The following is a 14,289-nucleotide window of genomic DNA, read 5'->3' on the forward strand; positions in this document are numbered from 1 at the left end:
CGTTCCTCAGGCCTGCACCGCTTTCACGGCGTCGAGATACGGGGTGTCGGGGTGCTTGGCCTGCCAGGCGAGCGCGCGGGCGTGAACATCGGCGTTCGCGACCTGCTTGCCGTCGGCCGAGAAGCTGGCCGGCGCGGCCGCGTCATCTTCGAGGGCCGCGGCGCCGAACTGGACCACCACGGGCTGGGCCTCGAGGATCGCACGCAGGCGGGCCACCGGGTCCGCCTCGGCCGAGAAGGACGCAGCGCCTGCGCCGCCCAGGTCATCCAGCAGGGACGCGACCTGGTCGCGGCTGGCGGGCAGCAGCTTGCCGCCGGTCACCAGGCCTTCGGCGAACGAGACGTTGTCGGCATGGCGTGCTGCGGCCTCGCGCTCGGCGATCGCCGCCGCGCGGGCCTCGAGTTCGGCCTCGCGGGCAGCGAAGGCCGGATAGGTTTCGGTGGGATTGGTCATCGGATTGTCCTGGGTGGTGGTCGGGGCGGTTTCGGGAACGGGCGCGGCCGGCGGCGCAGGCTCGCTGGCCGGGGCGGCAAAGCGTGGCGTCGGGCGCATGTCCTCCTCGAACTGGGAGAGCCATTCGATCTCGAAGGTCGGCAGCACGCGGTCCGCGTCCTCGATGCCGAACTTTTCAATGAAGAAATCCCGCAGGCCCCGGAACAGGCCGCCGGCCGCGCGACCCACGCCGAACTCGGCCGAGAAGGTCACGGCGGCGTCGGGGTTCCCGGCGAACTGCACGTTCCGCAGGCCGGACACGGCGGGGGCCGCGGCGCCCAGGAAGCCGACGTGCTTGGGATACCAGGTTCCCGGGACCGGGTTGGCGGAGTGTTCGGGGCGGAAGAAGGACAGGCTGACCTTCTTGTACCGGCCGGACTTCACGGCGTCCGAGAATGCCGGCTCCATCTCGCCGATGTTGGCGTACAGCCGCTCGGCCGAGGCGTCGAAGTCGAAGCTCTGCACCCAGCCGAAGGCCGGGGCATCGGTCACGGGATGACCGACGACGATCGGCGCGGGGGCGGTTTCGGGATCATAGCTGTCCGCCACCGCGCGCAGGTCGGCGGCGGTGAACGACAGGGGCGCGCCTTCCATCGGCGTGAAGCGGCCGGGGCGGAAGACTTCGATACGGGCGATTGCGTTCATGGGGGCGTCCAGGCGAAACTGTCCGCCGACACCTAGTCCGTCCCGTGACGGCCCTGCGACTGGACCCAAAGTCCGCGCCTCAGGCCTTCCTCGCGGGCACGTTCCGCGCCCCGGCCGATCCAGACCAGCATCTAGCGCCCACGGCAAGCCCCCAGATGCACCGCACAGCGTTTTTAACGGTCGGTTAACAGGGGGGAATCGGTTTTCAGGTCACCTGACAGCCGACAGAGGCGCGCGGGGCCTGTGCGGCGATTTTTTCGGAATTAGTCTCCCAGCCAGTCGGACGCGATCCGAATGACCTCCGCCTGGTCCTCGGCCGAGAAGCCCAGGAACGGGCGCGCCGGCATGCTGATCTCGTGCGCCTTGATCGCCACCTTCTCGGCCAGGTTCGCCTTGGGCTGTTCCTTGCGGCCCTTCAGCGGTGCAAAGCGGTTGCTCAGCTTTTGGGGCTTCCAGCTGACGTGCCGATAGATGACGCCTTCACGCGCGGGCTTGTTGATCGTCCCGCCGAATTGGTGGATCGCCGCATACGCCTTGGGGGTGCCGATTGTGACCTGGTCGTTGCCGACCTTGAGGTTGATCGATGCGCGCAGCCCCGACCGGGTGTGCCGGGTCAGGATCTGGATCGGGGTGAAGCGCTTGCGCTCCCGCTCTCGGATTGTCGCGGGCTTCAGCTTTGCCCATTCCGCGCCGTCGGGGCCGGCCTGGGCGGCGAACCGATCGCGGACAGCGTTCAGCAGATGCTCGCCGACGTTCTGCAGAAAGCCCTGGTGGTTATCCATCCGCTCATAGAGTTCCGCCAGCCGCGTCTGCGCAGCGGCGTCGTCCAGGGTGGCGTCAAAGGTGATGCGCGTGCCGGCCATGGTAAGCTCCTTGCCAGGATGAACTTCTAGGGCTACATTCTAAAAGCCGGGGCGAAAGTGAGTGTCCCACCGGAAAAGCAAACCGGCGAGGCGGCGTTGGCACTGTCGCCGCCTCATTTTCTGCTTCTGCACCAGATGAGTTTTCCTGAACGCTTGGGCTTCAATGCTTGCACGTTAGGACCTTTCCTGTCGGCAGAAATATGCGTCGTATTCGGCGACCACCATTTCCCGGCAAGCTCAAAACCCGCGACCAATCCGTGAGTCTCCCCGTCGATCTCGGCCACACGCACATAGGTGCGGCCCACGATCATCCGTCCAGCGTCGTCGCGACGAACCTGCAGCCAGATTTCGTCGGGATCGAGAATGGCGTGTGGCAGCCAGGGGGTGAAGCTGGTGCGATCACGCTTGCCAGTTTTCGACGTCCCGTCGCGCTGTCGAAAAAGGTCGGCCGAGATGGCGATCCGATGGCCTGCCACATCTTCTACCAACCGTTCCTGGTCCATGGCACTGAGGCCGAAAGCATTCAGGAACTGCGCGGCCGCTTCATACCCCTCTTCATCGAAGCCGAATGCCGGATCGAAAGAGGCAAAGTCGAAGACCGCAGGCTGGGGCGGCAAGGGGCGCCGCGCCGCAATCAGCTGATCCAGTGGCGAGGGCTGGTCGATCGCGACGATACTCTTGCCCGCGCGCTCTGTCCCTTCCTTGATCAGCACCGACGGCACGAGCCCCTTGGTCCAGTGATCGCCCGGCGCATAATCCCAGCCGTATCCCACGCCGTCGGGCTGATCGATCACCTTGCCGGTCTGGCGATCGACGATCGGCCGGGTCCGGGTTTCCGGCGCCAGGTCCGGCCCGGTCTTCTTCAGACGCGCCAGATCGCGCTCGGACAGGGTCCGCACGCCGCAGCTGCACAGCCAGTCGTTCGGGGGAAAGTGGACGTCCCACCAGGGATCGTCGTGCATCAGCACCAGCCCGTCCCAGGACACATGCTGGGGGCGCGGGTTCAGCGGGGTGCCGTTTTCGCCGTGGCGATACTGCCAGTAAGGCCGCATCTTCACGACTGCCGGCGCGCGCATCTGCTTGAGCCGACCCGCCATGTAGCTGGTGCGCAGGTTCGTCTCGAAGATCGTTCGGATGCGCCACTCACGCCCGCCGTTGTATGACCAGCCGTACTTGTCCACGATCTCGTCGAACCGGGCGGCGAAGGCGTCCCGATCCCAGTCGGTGGCTGCCTGCTGAACTGCTGTGAAGAAATCATCCAGCATCGCCGCATCCTTGGCCCCGGCGATGACGAAAGCGCGGTCGTGCTGGCCGCGCATGAGGTCGGTCCAGGTGTCGGTCTGCTGGGGCTGCTTCTGCTTCAGGAAGGCCAACTGCTCGTCGAAGCTCTGCCCGATCCCTTCGGCCTCGCCGGCAAAGCCCGCCGTCTCGGCCAGCTCGTCGAGGACCTCGCCCCGGCCGGTCAGCGCCATCAGCTCGAGCGCCTTGCCGATATGATGCGCCTGGGCATCAGGCGTCCAGATCGCCGCAAGTTCCAGCAGGTTCCGCATCGCCTCATCGGCCCCGTCGGCAAGAACGGCGGTGCGGACCGCTCGCAGCCTGGCTTCACCGATCGGCGCCAGCAGTGCGATCAGCTGGTCGGCGGCGCGCCGAACGGGATGGTCCGCCTCTGCAAAACAGACATGCTTCACGCCGGCGGCTCCCCGGCCTCCCGCGGCGCCGGCTCGGGCATGGGGACTACGACAGGCGCGCCCTTGAGCGCCGCGCGCCCCTCGACCAGCTTGCGCAGGGCCGCCTCGCTCAGCCCTTCGACAGAAGCGAGGTGCGGCAGCAGTTCCAACGCGATCGCGTCGTCCTCCACATTTGCCAGGAACGACAGGGCGTCGCGCAGGGCCGCGGTCCGCGCCTTGTTGGTCTCGGCCTTGGCCTTGCCGACGCTGGCCGTCTCCAGTTCGTTCTCAGGCCGCGGGCGCCACACATTCGGAACGCGCGCACCGGGCAGGTTGTAATCGACGATCCAGGCGACCAGCGACTGCCGCAGCGTGGCCGACAGCAGGTCCGCGTCGCTGTCAACCAGAAGCTCGAGGATCTCGGCGTGGGTTTCCGATGCCGCACGAGAGCCGTTCGCGCCGATGTCCGTGGTCAGCGTCTCGCCGGTGACGCAGATCGCGATCTCTTTATCCCAGTAGGCCAGGAAGTCGCTGTAGGTCACCGCCCCGGATCGGGCCGCCTCGAGGAACTTGACGTCGGTGCTGACCGGGACCACCACGGCCGAGGAACTGCGGATGTTCTCGAGCGTGTTCAGCAGGCGAGTCTGCTCGGCCGTCAGCTGGCCATAAGGCGACTGCGCGATCGGCGCGGCGGGTGCAGCGGCGGCTTTCGTCATGCAGCCTTCACCCTCGCGCCCCGAAGGTGGTAGGGCGATCTGCGGTATGGAAAGGGCGCGATGATGTGCAATCTCTACAGCAACAAGCTGCCGCGAGATTTCATGGCGACGGTGTTCCAGGCGGCGGATCGCCTGGGCAACTATCCCGCCGCCGAGGAAGTCTATCCCGACCGCGAGGCCGTGATCGTGCGGAACGGGGCTGAGGGCCGGGAACTGGTGCGCGCAAGGTGGGGCCTTCCCTCGCCCCCCGCCGTCTTGAAGACGGCCCGCGATCCGGGCGTGACCAACGTGCGCAATACCGCATCGCCGCACTGGCGGCGCTGGCTCGGGCCGGAACATCGCTGCCTTGTGCCCCTGAGCGCGTTTTCCGAGCCGGGGCGCGATGAGCAGGGCAAGCATGTGCCCGTCTGGTTCGCCCTGACGGGCGGCCAGCCTGCGGCCTTTGCTGGGATCGAGGTGCGCGGCTGGCGATCCGTCCGCAAGGTTCGCGACGGCGAGACGACTGACGATCTGTTCGCCTTTCTCACGACCCAGGCCAATGCCGAGGTCGCGGAAATCCACCCCAAGGCGATGCCGGTGATCCTGACGGAACCGGAACACTGGAATACCTGGCTGCGCGCCCCCTGGGCCGAAGCGCAGGCTCTTTGCCGGCCCCTGCCAGACGGATCACTGAGGCGGCTCTAACCTCGCGTCACGCAAGGCCAAGGGCCGGAGGGGGTAGCTAAATCTTTGATTTATTGGCTCCGGCGGTAGGGTTCACACCCAATCCGCGAGAATCCAACCCAAAATCATGACCTTGCGGCTCACGCCCGGAACGCTGACCGGGGACAGGATGGACACCATGTATCGCACTTTGGGCGCATTCGTAAACCAGTAATGCCAGACGCACGGCTTCGAAGAAGAAGAGATTTAAAGGGCCATTCGGCTCTGTCGTTGCTCGAAGACATGCTTTTCGCCCGCCATTATGCGGCGATGAAGGTCAACGAGATCAGTTCCCTCGTCCGCGAACCGAAACGCGGATGCAGCGATGTAATCCCGCCTCTCCTCGAACGCCAGCCAACGGCGGCCCTCACGCTCCGCGACCTCCCCAGTCGTGTTGGAACCAGCGAAGATGTCGAGAACGGTATCTCCGGGGTCTGTCAAGAATCGGATGAAGAACTCCGGCAACCTTCCGGGGAACCGGGCAGGGTGGCCTTTCTCGCCAGTGGCCTTACATCCCGCCATATACCGGCCATTCGACTCGCTATTGGGGAAGGAAAGCAGGTTGGGCGGTATGGCCCCACCGTTGTCCTTTCCAAACCCAGCCCCGATGTCGTGCCCGGAAGGGCGAACTTTTGGCGTGTAGAACTTTGCCGGGTCCTCGATTAATTTCTTCATCCGCTCGGAATAAGGAGTAAGGACATTGGCGACATTGGCCTTGGGCCATGCCGTCTTCGAGAGCCACCACACGGTGTTCACGCTGTCTTTGGTTCGAATCTTACGCTTATTCACCCACTCGATTGGAGAAGGCAATTTTGAAGGGTTATGCCAGTAAAATTCTTCGGCCAGCGAGAAGCCGATCTCGTCCACGAATTTCAGGAGGACACGGAACGGATAGAGCGAGCGCACGGGCACGCCCCGCTCGTAGGCTCCGCCTATGTCGATGACGAACGAGCCGTCGGGCGTAAGTTTCTGGAAAACAAGGGCCCCAAACTCCGCCAGCCAATCGACATACTCGTGCTGTTCCGCGTTGCCATACTCTTTCTTCCGAAGGAGGGCGAACGGGGGCGATGTTATGACAAGGTTCACCGAGTCGTCGGGCAGGCCCCGGAGGAGGTCCCGTGAGTCGCCTACGAAGGCCTGGCCGTAGTGTGTGCGGTAAGCGAGGGTCATACGCTACTCATAGGCTGTAGACTCATAGTCGGCAATAGCTTCTTCCTCGGGCGGTGAAACAAGACACTCCCCTTGCCAGAAAACTGTTCGCGAACAACGTCCGCCGGGAGCGGGCAGCTCGTGGCTGGTCGCAGGAGGTGCTCGCCGACGCTGCCGGGCTTCACCGAACCTATATCGGGTCGGTCGAGAGATGTGAACGAAACATCTCCATAGACAACATCGCTCGTGTCGCCGCCGCCTTCGGGGTGTCTCCGGATGCTCTGTTGAGGGACAATGAGGACGAATAGGTTTAGGCCACACGCCGACGCGGAAGAACTTAAACGGCTTTGGCCGGCCGTCTGCAAATACCAGGAACTTGCGGCACGACATGGCATCGACGACATCTTCCAAGACAACGGGGGAAAGTTGCTGCAAGTCCTTCTGCTGCTGGGACTGACAACAATTCCGGGCCGGGAAGGAAACGACGCGATGGACGCGGCGGGACTTCAATACGAGTTGAAGTCGGTGAACCTAAACCTGACCGGCTCCTTCTCGACGCATCATCACATGAATCCGGTCATCATCCGGAAATACCGGGAAGTCGAATGGATCTTCGGAGTCTACCAGAATATCGAGCTGAAATCAGTTTATCTGCTCTCCCCGATGGATATGGAGCCTTATTACACGAAGTGGGAGGCGAAATGGCACGCGTCTGGCGGCAAGGACATTAACAATCCGAAGATCCCAGTCTCATACGTCACAAGCGTTGGAAAGCTTATCTGGGGCGCGGCGCCGCCGAAGGTCGTGCGGGTGAAGCGCGTGCCCACCAATCCGCGCAAAAAACCGCAGAACCCAGAACTGCCGGATGGCACGGAATAATATCTTGCTGCGTGGTGCGATAAGGTAGAGCGCCGTTTTTTTCCAGAGGCTGAAAGCCTTGGTTGGGGTTTCGAAAGGGGGAAAATACCGTTAGGGATTTTCGCCCCTTCGCCGGAGATACATAACGGAGCCCCTTGGGGCGTAGTTATGTATAGTAGGTTATGATATGGCGAAGCCACCACTTAATGAGATTGCCAAAGGCAATCCCCGTGCCGCGTCAACGCGGCTGGCCCTTCTTAATGTTGCCCGCCTCGCGGGTCAACGAAAACATGACCTGCGGATTGGCGCGAAGCAGCCCGCTTATATCGATCCCGACAGGAAAGAGCTTAATCGGTTCCTCATCCCTCACGCGACACCGGCGGCAATGAGAACGCTATGTGAAGGGCGACGCGCAATCCGGGACACGCGGCGCAAGATGAAGCGCAACGCGGCGGTGGCAGCAGGCGGGATCATCACGTTCGGGGCGGAGGCGGCGGCTCTTTTTGCCGCGTTGAAGCCGGAACAGCAGGACGCCGCTTTCATCGATCTGGCGCACGAGATCGCGGAACGGCTTAACACCACGCTTCACGGCCTGACCGTTCATCTGGACGAGTCGACGATCCACGCTCACTATCAACTTGCGGCCTACGACAAGGACGGGGTGCCGCTCTCGCGGTCCACGGCCCCGCGCGTCATGTCATGTCTTCAAGACCTGACGGCGGAGGTGATGGCCCGCCATTGCCCCGGGATCGAGCGGGGGCACAGATACGGCGAGCGGATCGAGAACGGAGCGGATTTCCGGGACACGCTTCACCGCTCCGTGCAGGAACTCCATCGTGACCTTCCCCGCGATCTGGCGGCGAAGCGCGCGGAGGTGGAGGAACTGGCCGCCGCCGTGGCAGACGCGCAAGCGCGCGTTGACGAGATTGAGGCGCGCGTCAGCAAACTGAGAGAGAAGGCCGAACTGTCGGACAGGGAGGCGAAGCGGCTCGCGACATACGAGAAGCGGCTTGCTGACCGAGTGGCGGAACTTGAAGCGGCCCAAGCGGCGGCAGAGAGCGCCAAGTCCGAGGCTGACCGGCTCGCCGGGATCGCCCGTCAGGAGGCCCAGACGGCGGCGCAGACGCGTGATGAGGCGACGGCGGAGGCCGAGGCGGCCAGGGCGACGGCCGCGCGCGTCGTGGGGGCTTTGACCGTTCTCGCGGAGGAAGCCGCCGCCGGAACGATCTCGCGCAACCCCGAAACAGGCAGGGTTCAGGCGCTAAACCCGGAGGGCCTGAAATCGGGTTATCCCGAGTTGAGACCCGCCGTGATCGCCACCGCCGACGCGATGACCGCCAAGAAGCGTCTCGAAGTAGAGGCCGCAGCAGACCGCCGCAAGGCCGCCAAAGAACTTGAAGAGGCAGAGGCGGCTCGCAAGGCGGCGGAAGATGCGTGGGAGGAGGTGAGGGGCCTCCGTAAGCGTCTTCGCAACGCTCTGCGGGCTATCAAGTCTTGGTTGACGCGTCCTGACCTCCCCACCGCTGCGAAATGCGCCGGGGAGGCGCTTGTGAAGGTGATCGAAGAGGAACCACGCATGACCGATAATATCAACGAAGCATTAAGCCCATAAGTGAACATCCCGAGTGTTCACTTGTGAGACGAATTGTGACAGTTTACTCGAATGCTTCCGCCAGTTCTGCGATGAGGTCGGAAATCGGGTCAGCCTCCGATTTCTTCACCGGAGTCTTTTTGCCTCTTCGGGTCGTCTTCTGTTTCGTCGCTGTTGGCTTCTTCGTGTCCCTCATTCCCAGCATCCGGACCTGCGTTTCAAGTGCTTCTGTGTCTCGCCGCAAAACGAGAGACTGCGTGTGAAACGCGGCATACTTCTTGTTCTTGTCCGCGCTCTTCCACACTTCTTCCGGGTTCATCGCGTAAATGAATGCCCCCGTTCCCATCTTGAAGCGCACAACAACCCCGTTGTTAACCAGAAATTCCGCTGCCCTGCGTGCTGTCATTTTTGAGATGCCGAGCGCCTCCGCCATCGTGTCGTAAGATACACACACCGCTCCTCCGAGAGGCGCGATATGCTTCGCCAAAAACGCATACAAGCGCGCTACATGCGGGCTTTTGGAAGGCAGGCTCAACATGACATCCCATCCTTTTGGATAAACCTGAACAAAGTCCCGATTTTTCTGCTCGGTTTCCGCAACTACCTCTTCCGCATGCGATGTGAGAATTTCCTCATGTCTCATTGCTGTCTCCATGTTAAAGGTCGGCTCTTCAATCGAATCGTCACAAGTCTGTCAACATAAATTACAGAATTCGAAAAATTTGAGTTTCGGAGTGTTCATCTGGTGAACACTTCGGGTGTTCACAGCTATGAACACTCGGAGTGTTCACAACTGTGAACACATGCTTTGTCACAACTCATTGAATTAAAAAGATTCTTGATTGAGGCTTCTTTATTCTCCTCTTAACCGAAACAGCCTGCGGCTTTTTCCGGTCAAGAGGAGCCTCCGGGGACACCCCGGACCCCGTTTTCTCAAAATAAAACAAGGGGATGGGATGGGCGGAGGCTCTGTCGGAGGCGGCGTTGGCGCCATCGTCAAGGCAGGCTGTTTCGGTGTGTCGCGTGGAGTGCCCAACGCCTTGGCCACTCCACGCGACCCGCCGCGCGCGTCCGCGCGCGGGAAGTGCCGCCCGGCTCGCCGGGCGGCAGAAAAAGGACGCAGAAGAGCGTGCGAAATATACTCTTCGAACAGTCACCTGAAATCAGGTGACGAAGGCGTTTTCCTGCGGAGCAAGAAAATTTTTTAGCGTCAGGAGAGTCTCTGGTGGCCTCTGGCGGGCGGATGCTCGCCCGAGCGCCAAAATCGCTCATCCTGACGGCTGTGAGGCGCGAAAAAACCCGTGAATTCGTTACAGGGAGAGGGATTGGTCAAAAGACGCGGGGCAGAGCCTCCACGGCGGCGCGAAGCGCGGTGATAGGCGCGCGTCCTCCATAACGGTCATCCTCAATGTCACCGACAAGGTGGCCGAACAACTCGGCCCGGACATGCTTCTCAACATCGGACTCGGCACGAAGCCCCTGAACGGCGTAGTGCCGGAAGGAGTGAAACGACTTCTTGGCCTGAGGGCCAAGCATGTCGTTTTGGATATTTCGCCAGAGGTAAGCGGTTGAGTCACCGATTTGAGACTTGGGACTCTTGCGGTTCAGGTCATGAAACAGGTTCGTGCGGTCCTTCATCCGCTGTTCGCGCACATAGTCGAGAAAGCCCAGGTCGATGAGGTGCGAGTGGATCGGGATGCGGCGTTGGGACTGGGCGTTTTTCAGGCCGCGCCGGGCGTTGGGCCGGACGATGATGACGGGAACGCCGTCCTCCTCGTCAATGTCGGCGGTTTCCAGCCCGCAAATCTCCTCACGGCGTGCGCCGGTGTATGCGGCGATGAGCGGAACCCAGTAAAGCCAGTCCTTGACGACGATTTCACCGGGGTCGCGGCGACGCTTTGCGCTCTTCGCGCCGGTCCAGACCGGCGCGGCGAAGATCCGCTTCACATCGTCGGGCGTGAACGGGTCGCGGTCGTCCTTGGCGTTTTTCTTCTCAAAACGCCGCAAAAGGGAGGGGTTCACGGACGGGTCAACGCGGATGCCTTCGGATTGCGCCCCTTTGAAAACCTTGCCCAACTGGATGAGATTTCGGTTGACGGTGGCGGCGGATAGCCCGGTTTCCGCGCCGGTCGCCTCCGCTTCCGCGATGATGGCGGCGATGGGCTTATCTCGCTCGGCGGCGGATCGGCGGTAGGTGGGCGGAAGTCGGTCCATCGCGTCCACGAAGGCTGCGATGTGGTGCTGACGCACGGCCCGCACATCATCAACTCCGGTGATCTCGACAAACAGCGCCGCGATGCCCGTGAACTGCTCAATCGACTTGTCCGATGCCCGCCCGGTGCGCTTGTGAACCCTCGAAAGCCGCTGAACCGCGTCCATTATGAGGGGTGAGGCGCCGGAGGGCGTCTGGGGCGTCTGTGCGGCCCTCTGGGGCCGCTCCACGGCCTTCACGGGGCCAGATTGGCCGAAGGGCGTCAAGGGCGCTGAATCGGGGGGAGATGAGGGCGCTACGGGCGCTTTCGGGGACGCAGAGCGGGAATGCCGCTTCTTGGGCGGCTCCGGCTCCTCGTCCGGCTCCTCGCCGCTGATGAAGAAAAAGAAGAAGTCATGCCCTCCCGGTCGTGCGTTCTCGGGGTCTCCGCCCGCGTCCTCGTAATCGAGGGCCAGCATTTCACGCTGAACGGCGGCATGAACCCCTTTTTTCACATCGTGAATCGTGATGCGCCCTGCGTCAAGCAAGCCGCAACCCACCGACGATGCGGCGGTTGCCACAGACGCGAGACGCCGGGCGCGGGCCGGGTCGGTCGTTGAAAGGGGGATTTGGACGGCTTTTCCGCGCCAGACGCGCCGCCACGCGTAGAACGCGCCCCGGCGGATCACATAGTTCGCAAGTGCCACGCTTTGGCCCTTCTATGAAGGGTCAGCGGGCCGGGCGTGATGTCAACAAATGGACACGGGGTCCATATGCCGCAATTTCGCCGTCAAGGCATTGATTTCTTAGGATATGGCTCCGGCGGTAGGGATCGAACCTACGACCAATTGATTAACAGTCAACTGCTCTACCGCTGAGCTACGCCGGAACACGGGGGGCGATCTAGCAGCCGATTTCGGGCGCGTCCAGAGGGTTGCGGCAGAAATTTCATCGCTGCGTCACATGATTTGCTTCAGGGGTGCCAGGCTGGCGGGCACCGCCCCTTTGCACGATGCCGGCGAAGCCCGGCCTTCTGCCGCGCGGGCTCAGCCCTGCCGCCGGGTCCAGGGGGCGTCGGCAAGGGCGACGGCGGTCGGCTCGGCGGCGCCCAGCTCGCCCAATGCGATCAGGTGAGCCAGCACGTTCCGCGCCGCAGCCGCCAGCAGCGGGCCGGGCAGGCCGGCATAGATGCGGGCTGCCAGCTCGGCCGCGGTGGCGGGGCCGGCCTCCAGCGCCGCCAGGACCTGGGCGGTGCGTTCGCGGCGGTGGGCGGCAAGCTCGGCCAGGCGGGGCAGGGGGGCCTCGATCGGCGCGCCGTGGGCGGGATACAGGATGCGCGGGGCAAGGCGGGCCAGCCGCTCGAGACTGCGCAGATAGTCGATCAGATCCCCGTCAGGCGGGGAAATCAGCGTTGTCGACCAGCCCATCGCCAGATCGCCGCAGAACACCGCATCGCCCAGACGAAAGCTGAGATGGCACCCCATGTGGCCGGGCGTATGGATGGCCTCAAGCGTCCAGTCCGCGCCGCTCACCCTCTCTGCGTCGGCAAGCCGCATGTCGGGCCGAAAGCCCTCGTCTGCGCCTTCGGCCCCCTTCATGTCGCCCGCCCCGGCAAGCCGCTGCATGACGGGCGAGCGTCCGGCGCCTGCGGGGCCGAAGGCCAGCACCGGCGCGCCGCTGGCCGCCGACAGGCGCGCCGCCCCGGCAGAATGGTCCAGATGCGCATGCGTGACCAGGATGTGGCTGATGCGCCCTTGCGCCGCGGCAAGGATGGCCGCGATGTGGCCGGGGTCGTCGGGGCCGGGGTCGATCACCGCGACCCCTTCCTCGCCGATCAGAAAGCTGTTGGTGCCCGGTCCGGTAAGGGCCGAGGGGTTGGGGGCGCGGATCACGCGCAGTTTGACCGCATCGCTCATGCTGCTAGGCTGGACCGGCCGCAGGGCGCGCGCAAGCGTCACGGCAGGCAGCAGCGGATGGCTGCGCAGCAGGGGGACGGCGCAGGATTTGGGCTGGCTCAAGCGAATGCTTCCGCGCGGTCTTTACGGCCGGGCCGCGCTGATCCTCATCCTGCCGGTGGTCGTGGTGACGCTGGTCGTGACCGTGGTGTTCCTGCAGCGCCATTTCGAGGATGTGACGCGGCAGATGGTGCGCTCGGCCGCGGTCGAGCTGGCGCTGGTGGCGGGCCATGTGGAAGCTGCGCCCGATGCCGCGTCAGCCCGCGCGGCGGGCGAGGCGATCGCGGGGCCGCTGGATCTCGCGCTGGCGCTGCCCCCTCCGGCCGGGGTGGTCGAGGAGCGGCGCTTTTACGACTTTTCGGGGCGCGTGCTGACGACGGCGCTGCACGAGGCGCTGCCGGCCGTCAGGGCGGTTGACCTGCGCGATCCGCGCCGGGTGCGGGTGCTGGTCGCCGGCGCGCGCCCCTTCGTGCTGGAATTTGCGCGCACGCGCCTGACTGCGTCCAACCCGCATCAGCTGCTGGTGCTGATGCTGGGAACATCGCTGCTGATGTCGGTGATCGCCTCGATCTTCCTGCGCAACCAGCTGCGCCCGATCCGGCGCCTGGCCGGCGCAGCCGAGGCCTATGGGCGCGGGCAGATTGCCCCCTATCGCCCCGCCGGCGCTATCGAGGTGCGCAGCGCCGGGCGCGCCTTCCTCGAGATGCGCGCCCGGATCGAGCGGCAGAACGAGCAGCGGCGCCTCATGCTGACGGGGATCAGCCATGACCTGCGCACGCCCCTGACGCGCCTGCGGCTTGGCCTGTCGATGCTGTCCCCCGACCTGCCCCCCGAACCGGGCGAGATCGCCGATATGGAACGCGATGTGGCCGAGATGGGCGCGATGATCGGCGCCTTCCTGGACCATGCGAGGGCCGAGGCGCAGGAAGGGGGGGCCGAGTCCGTGGATGTCGGGGCCTTTCTTCGCGACATCGTCGCCGATGCGCAGCGGGCCGGCCAGCCGGTGCAACTTGCCCCCCCCGAGGCGGGCATCATGCCGGCCGGCGAACAGGTGGTTGCGCTGCGGCCGCAGGCGTTGCGGCGCGCCGTCGAAAACCTGATCGGCAACGCCGTCCGGCACGGCAGCCGGGCCGAGGTCGAGGCCGCCCTGACCCCGCGCGCCTTGCGCATCGCCGTCGAGGATGACGGCCCCGGCATCCCGCCTGAACGGCGGGACGAGGCGATGCGACCCTTCGTGCGGCTGGACGAGGCGCGCAACCAGGACCGCGGGCAAGGGGCGGGCCTCGGCCTGGCCATCGCCGCCGACATCGCGCGGGCCCATGGGGGCCAGCTGCGCCTGCTGGACGGCCAGCGCCTTGGCGGCCTGAGGGCCGAAATCACCATTCCGCGCTGACCGGCGCGGGTATTGAAGCGCCCCCGGCAGGTTCCTAGATTGGAGCCCAAGGCAGGACCGGCCC

The 14,289-nt window shown here is 64.3% G+C and carries 13 protein-coding genes and 1 tRNA gene; 5 read left to right on the forward strand and 9 right to left on the reverse strand.

Annotated elements, in window-relative coordinates; genetic code table 11:
• Positions 1–6: 6 nt before the first annotated feature.
• The 4 genes from B0A89_RS11045 to B0A89_RS11060 all read right to left on the reverse strand — a co-directional run bounded on the left by B0A89_RS11045 (position 7) and on the right by B0A89_RS11060 (position 4,386).
• A complete protein-coding gene (locus B0A89_RS11045) occupies positions 7–1,137 on the reverse strand; it encodes a hypothetical protein (RefSeq protein WP_085378204.1) in 1,131 nt (376 codons plus the stop codon).
• A gap of 263 nt (positions 1,138–1,400) precedes the next feature.
• Complete coding sequence (locus B0A89_RS11050) at positions 1,401–2,000, reverse strand: phage virion morphogenesis protein (protein ID WP_085378205.1); 600 nt, start codon at positions 1,998–2,000, stop codon at positions 1,401–1,403.
• A 113-nt stretch (positions 2,001–2,113) separates the two neighbouring features.
• The gene (locus B0A89_RS11055; RefSeq protein WP_157115327.1) at positions 2,114–3,691 is read right to left on the reverse strand and encodes a PBECR2 nuclease fold domain-containing protein; all 1,578 of its coding nucleotides are present in this window, start codon (positions 3,689–3,691) and stop codon (positions 2,114–2,116) included.
• Positions 3,688–4,386 carry a phage portal protein family protein gene (locus B0A89_RS11060; protein ID WP_085378206.1) on the reverse strand — a complete coding sequence of 233 codons (699 nt, stop codon included), beginning with the start codon at positions 4,384–4,386 and terminating at the stop codon, positions 3,688–3,690. Before B0A89_RS11060 ends, B0A89_RS11055 begins: the two co-directional genes overlap by 4 nt.
• A gap of 60 nt (positions 4,387–4,446) precedes the next feature.
• Here B0A89_RS11060 and B0A89_RS11065 point away from each other — a divergent pair, with 60 nt between their 5' ends.
• Entirely contained in the window at positions 4,447–5,070 is a 624-nt protein-coding gene (locus tag B0A89_RS11065) for an SOS response-associated peptidase (protein ID WP_240558528.1), read from the forward strand.
• 225 nt (positions 5,071–5,295) lie between these two features.
• On the opposite strand, the gene B0A89_RS11070 is transcribed toward B0A89_RS11065, so the two are convergent.
• Positions 5,296–6,258 carry a DNA-methyltransferase gene (locus B0A89_RS11070; protein ID WP_085378207.1) on the reverse strand — a complete coding sequence of 321 codons (963 nt, stop codon included), beginning with the start codon at positions 6,256–6,258 and terminating at the stop codon, positions 5,296–5,298.
• A gap of 137 nt (positions 6,259–6,395) precedes the next feature.
• Here B0A89_RS11070 and B0A89_RS15195 point away from each other — a divergent pair, with 137 nt between their 5' ends.
• The 3 genes from B0A89_RS15195 (at position 6,396) to B0A89_RS11080 (ending at position 8,707) form a co-directional block, all read left to right on the forward strand.
• Positions 6,396–6,545 carry a helix-turn-helix domain-containing protein gene (locus B0A89_RS15195; protein WP_240558702.1) on the forward strand — a complete coding sequence of 50 codons (150 nt, stop codon included), beginning with the start codon at positions 6,396–6,398 and terminating at the stop codon, positions 6,543–6,545.
• Positions 6,532–7,116 (forward strand): PDDEXK family nuclease, encoded by a 585-nt coding sequence (locus B0A89_RS11075; RefSeq protein WP_169712164.1) that lies wholly within the window; start codon positions 6,532–6,534, stop codon positions 7,114–7,116. Before B0A89_RS15195 ends, B0A89_RS11075 begins: the two co-directional genes overlap by 14 nt.
• Positions 7,117–7,282: 166 nt before the next feature.
• Positions 7,283–8,707 carry a plasmid recombination protein gene (locus B0A89_RS11080; RefSeq protein ID WP_085378208.1) on the forward strand — a complete coding sequence of 475 codons (1,425 nt, stop codon included), beginning with the start codon at positions 7,283–7,285 and terminating at the stop codon, positions 8,705–8,707.
• Positions 8,708–8,750: 43 nt separating this feature from the next.
• On the opposite strand, the gene B0A89_RS11085 is transcribed toward B0A89_RS11080, so the two are convergent.
• The 4 genes from B0A89_RS11085 to B0A89_RS11100 form a co-directional block, all read right to left on the reverse strand.
• Positions 8,751–9,329, reverse strand: a complete 579-nt coding sequence (locus B0A89_RS11085; RefSeq protein WP_157115328.1) for a response regulator — start codon at positions 9,327–9,329, stop codon at positions 8,751–8,753.
• Positions 9,330–10,015: 686 nt separating this feature from the next.
• Entirely contained in the window at positions 10,016–11,584 is a 1,569-nt protein-coding gene (locus B0A89_RS11090) for a site-specific integrase (protein WP_157115329.1), read from the reverse strand.
• Between the two features lie 107 nt (positions 11,585–11,691).
• A tRNA-Asn gene (locus tag B0A89_RS11095) sits at positions 11,692–11,766 on the reverse strand.
• A gap of 157 nt (positions 11,767–11,923) precedes the next feature.
• A complete protein-coding gene (locus B0A89_RS11100; RefSeq protein ID WP_085378211.1) occupies positions 11,924–12,793 on the reverse strand; it encodes an MBL fold metallo-hydrolase in 870 nt (289 codons plus the stop codon).
• Between the two features lie 106 nt (positions 12,794–12,899).
• On the opposite strand from B0A89_RS11100, the gene B0A89_RS11105 reads away from it, so the two are divergent.
• Positions 12,900–14,225, forward strand: a complete 1,326-nt coding sequence (locus tag B0A89_RS11105; RefSeq protein WP_240558529.1) for an ATP-binding protein — start codon at positions 12,900–12,902, stop codon at positions 14,223–14,225.
• The last annotated feature ends 64 nt before the right edge of the window (positions 14,226–14,289 follow it).

This window comes from Paracoccus contaminans, from assembly GCF_002105555.1.
Taxonomy (GTDB): Bacteria; Pseudomonadota; Alphaproteobacteria; order Rhodobacterales; family Rhodobacteraceae; genus Paracoccus; species Paracoccus contaminans.

What these genes read in the sequence shown, in the direction of transcription:
- B0A89_RS11065 (WP_240558528.1), top strand. Translation starts at nt 4,447, where the DNA reads ATGATGTGCAATCTCTACAGCAACAAGCTGCCGCGAGATTTCATGGCG.
- B0A89_RS11060 (WP_085378206.1), bottom strand. Translation starts at nt 4,386, where the DNA reads ATGACGAAAGCCGCCGCTGCACCCGCCGCGCCGATCGCGCAGTCGCCT.
- B0A89_RS11045 (WP_085378204.1), bottom strand. Translation starts at nt 1,137, where the DNA reads ATGAACGCAATCGCCCGTATCGAAGTCTTCCGCCCCGGCCGCTTCACG.
- B0A89_RS11070 (WP_085378207.1), bottom strand. Translation starts at nt 6,258, where the DNA reads ATGACCCTCGCTTACCGCACACACTACGGCCAGGCCTTCGTAGGCGAC.
- B0A89_RS11100 (WP_085378211.1), bottom strand. Translation starts at nt 12,793, where the DNA reads ATGAGCGATGCGGTCAAACTGCGCGTGATCCGCGCCCCCAACCCCTCG.
- B0A89_RS11050 (WP_085378205.1), bottom strand. Translation starts at nt 2,000, where the DNA reads ATGGCCGGCACGCGCATCACCTTTGACGCCACCCTGGACGACGCCGCT.
- B0A89_RS11080 (WP_085378208.1), top strand. Translation starts at nt 7,283, where the DNA reads ATGGCGAAGCCACCACTTAATGAGATTGCCAAAGGCAATCCCCGTGCC.
- B0A89_RS11085 (WP_157115328.1), bottom strand. Translation starts at nt 9,329, where the DNA reads ATGAGACATGAGGAAATTCTCACATCGCATGCGGAAGAGGTAGTTGCG.
- B0A89_RS11105 (WP_240558529.1), top strand. Translation starts at nt 12,900, where the DNA reads ATGCTTCCGCGCGGTCTTTACGGCCGGGCCGCGCTGATCCTCATCCTG.
- B0A89_RS11075 (WP_169712164.1), top strand. Translation starts at nt 6,532, where the DNA reads ATGAGGACGAATAGGTTTAGGCCACACGCCGACGCGGAAGAACTTAAA.